The 3,585-nt window shown below is 39.9% G+C and carries 5 protein-coding genes; 2 read left to right on the top strand and 3 right to left on the bottom strand.

From position 1 onward, the window contains the following. Positions 1-246, top strand: a 246-nt coding sequence (locus CK510_RS32130; protein ID WP_158224983.1) for a hypothetical protein, incomplete at its 5' end; no start/stop codon positions are given. A gap of 196 nt (positions 247-442) precedes the next feature. Beyond that, complete coding sequence (ftsE, locus tag CK510_RS27975; protein WP_095724761.1) at positions 443-1,207, top strand: cell division ATP-binding protein FtsE; 765 nt, start codon at positions 443-445, stop codon at positions 1,205-1,207. A 98-nt stretch (positions 1,208-1,305) separates the two neighbouring features. Here the strand turns inward: ftsE and CK510_RS27970 are convergent, their stop codons facing one another. The 3 genes from CK510_RS27970 to CK510_RS32125 form a co-directional block, all read right to left on the bottom strand. Next, a complete protein-coding gene (locus tag CK510_RS27970; RefSeq protein WP_095724760.1) occupies positions 1,306-2,058 on the bottom strand; it encodes an armadillo-type fold-containing protein in 753 nt (250 codons plus the stop codon). A gap of 142 nt (positions 2,059-2,200) precedes the next feature. After that, positions 2,201-2,938, bottom strand: a complete 738-nt coding sequence (locus CK510_RS27965) for a hypothetical protein (protein ID WP_095724759.1) — start codon at positions 2,936-2,938, stop codon at positions 2,201-2,203. A 441-nt stretch (positions 2,939-3,379) separates the two neighbouring features. Then, a partial coding sequence (locus CK510_RS32125) for a hypothetical protein (protein ID WP_158224982.1) occupies positions 3,380-3,585 on the bottom strand: 206 nt, incomplete at its 5' end.

Here is a 3,585-nt window from a genome sequence, read left to right as displayed (position 1 = left end):
GATCAATCTAGCGTGAGGTTAAATAAACCGGGTTTCTCTTCAACTCAGCACGACTATATTCGATGCAACACCAATCAGAAACCAGGTTTCTCCCATCATCGAGCGCTTGATGCAACGAAAAATTATTCAGGTTCTCGCGTTTGGGGAGAAATTGGGTTTCTGGGATTATCCCAACGATTAAATATTTCGCATCGGGGAGAAACCCAATTTCCTGAGTTTTTCTCCTTAGGAATGCATATTAAATAAAATGCAAGTTTTGATTTTGTGGAGCAGGCATCCTGCCTGCATAATTAGATTAACGGGCAAGATGCCCATTCCACAAGATACATATATTATTTAATTGCTAATCCTTAATTAAATTTACAAAAACTTGATATTTTTTGGCTTTGCTTGGGAATCCTTACTTTGTGAGGATTTTTCATCTCATTACCCAAAATCAGCAATGCCAGTTTTAACAAATAAACAAACAAACGAACCAATTTCTAATCAAGCCGTTATTGGGCAAGAAACAGCCCAAGAAAATGGGGCTATGATGGTGCAGTTGCGTGACGTGAAGAAAAATTACGATCGCGATCGCGTAGCGACTTCTGCGGAGTATCGCAATGCTTTAGTAAATATCAATTTAGAGGTTAAGAAAGGAGAGTTTGTGTTTATTACTGGACCAAGTGGTTCTGGTAAATCTACACTTTTAAAATTGCTCTATGGTGAAGAAGTACCCACGTCTGGAGAAATTGTAGTCGATGAATGTAATGTTACAGCTTTACGAGGGAATCGATTATCTCTATTGCGACGACGTATCGGTATTGTTTTCCAAGACTACAAACTAATCCCGCAACGCACTGTCGCGGAAAATATCACCGTGGTTCTGCAAGTACAGGGTTACACTCGTAAAGAAATTCAAAGACGTTTAGAACCAACTTTAAAACTTGTTGGGTTACTGACAAAAGCTGCTTGCTTCCCCAGTCAGCTTTCTGGTGGTGAACAACAAAGGGTTAGTATTGCCCGTGCGATCGTTAGTACTCCACCATTAATTTTAGCTGATGAACCCACCGGAAATCTCGATCCGGATAATTCTTGGCAAATAATACAAATATTCAGAAAGTTAAATACTTTTGGGGCAACGGTAATTGTCACAACCCACGATGAGCAATTAGTTCGTGGCTGTAATCATCGAGTAGTTCAGATGCTCGATGGGAAAATTTTATAGGAATTGGGTATTGGGGAAGGGAACACCAATAAATAAATATACCAAAGTCTCACGTAGGGGCAGGGTATCCCTGCCCTTTTACTTACCCTTTCCCCTTTCTAATAAACTTGCTGCTTAATTTTAATTTTCAAGGGTTTTAAAGGTTTAGGTTCAGAGTTTGTTCCATCAATCATTTGTAAACTATCAAACGCCGCATCTCGAATTAAAGTTTCTTCCTCTTGGGTAAGTAAGAGTTGCAAGCATTCTGTAACGCTTTGCTGTATTGATGCATTAATGCGAGGAGTCGCAACCAATTTTGTCAGTTGACGTACTGCAATTAGACGTTTGAGAGGGTCTGAATCTGTTAGCTTTATTAATAGTTGGTCTATTTGATCTTGGTCTTTACTTTCCTGACTATTAAGAATTAGTCCGATTAATAAAATCAAAGTTATTAGAGTACCCATTCCCTGTAAAATAGCACCTGTGGCAATCCAAGGATTTTTAGCACCAATCCAAACTGCGATCGCAATATAAGTACTCAAAGCGGCAATGCCACCACTCAGTACCGCTACCGCAAAACGACGATTTGGACTGCGAACAAACTGGCTCAAATCAGACCAGTATTTTTGCCAATCCCACTGTTGCATCGAGTAAACCGATGCCATTGCCCCAATCCCAATACCACTAGCAAGCAACAACTTCCAGTCCCACAACAGCATAGCAACAATCACTGTTAGGATTCCTAGCACCTTTCCCGGCTCCCGAAATCGCTTAACATTTCGCTGTTTTGTAGCTCCTGTCTTAAGTGCTGGAAGCGTCCAGTTGGGCAGATTGTTAATTAATTGCTGCCACGAAGACGAAGCCTGTGCCACTACATTTACCTACTTAATCACCAGATTTAATTTATAATATATTGCTTTTGCTTGTAAAATAGGGCAATTACCGAACAATCATATGTTTTTTATTAAGAGAAATACCAAAAACCCCGTCAGAAAATTTATGTCAACATTTTGCTCAAAAGCAGAAACTAAACTCATCAATAGTGAATTGCCCATCAAACGCGCATAAGCTAATGCTGTAAATATCTTGAGCTTTTACCGATAATAAGGCATTCGGGGGAACTACTGAGTCAGTATTAGCTAGGTTTGCCCCAGGTAATATATTCTGCACGATCAATTGGCGATCGCGATTATAAGCCGACATAATTAGCCTTTGCGAACTGGTAATCAGCACTTTCGCTGTATTTATCGGATTCAGGAAAGCAGCCTCTAAAAATCCGCTTTTTGGCGCTCCCATCAACACAATCGAACCCTCATTAGTCGGAAATGCCGGGTTAGAAGGCTCTATCGCAATACAATTACTAAAAATAATCCCTAGTTCTTCATACTGAAGTTTGACGGATTCAAAACATTTTAATATATCCAAATTCAGAGACACACAACTCCCTGTCTTTTCTTCAGTTTCTACCTCAATAGCTTCAAATTTACCACTGGCAGCAATGTTTGATTCTATTATCGATTCTGTAACCGAATTACAAATCTTAAAGTCATCAGGGGTAAAAAAAGGAGAGAATCGTGCAGATGGAACTATGAGAGAGTGGGTTGTGGAGCTTTCGCTTGTTCTTGCAACTGCTATGACGCTATCCCTATCATTGGGGATAACTTCCGCAATCGAGTAGCTATCCTGGAGCGAACTAGTGCGTTCTTCCAGTGTCAGGGACGTATCGGATTTAAGCCTACCCTGGTATACCATGAGACCCTCGCTGTAACATTGCCGAGAAATTAATAATTTGGTGAATTTAGATGCAAACCTGATATGGTTTTTCTGTAAAACCTCGTATAATTTCTTTAGATTTATTTAATGAATTCCATAGTTTCACTGGAAGCACATACATATCTACTTTAGGTGAACGAAGCACTTAGAGTATTTTTATGCTTGATACTATCAGTGATGTTTCTGATACATTAGCATAAAAATTAGTATGTAAAATAATCCATAAGTTATATATACAGTTACATATAAGCATTCAAATCATGTACTTCCTACCAGGAATGAAACAATATAGCGAAGTAAAAATTACCGAATCTTCACAAGTTACTGGGTAAATTTACACCTGCTTTATCTCGCATTCAAACATGCTTATAATACTGATTATATCAGTATCTTTAGTTACGTATTTATTAGTCTTGGCGCTTAAAATCCAAGAGTTGCGATCGCTAAGGGAACACCAAGAAATAAATCCTCCAATATTGTAGGGGTGGGGTGAGTCCACTTGGCGGTGTCGGTTTCCGTCCCCGTTCGCGTAGCGTGTCCGAAGGACTTAGTTTGCTCAACGCGGGGAACCCGCGCACGCAACTTCTCTTCGTCAAAGTGGCGTTGGCGAAGCCTGCGCTTTGCGC

Origin of the sequence: Brunnivagina elsteri CCALA 953 (assembly GCF_002289455.1) — a bacterium.
Lineage (GTDB): Bacteria > Cyanobacteriota > Cyanobacteriia > Cyanobacteriales > Nostocaceae > Brunnivagina > Brunnivagina elsteri.
This window is presented reverse-complemented; position numbering and strand designations above follow the sequence as displayed.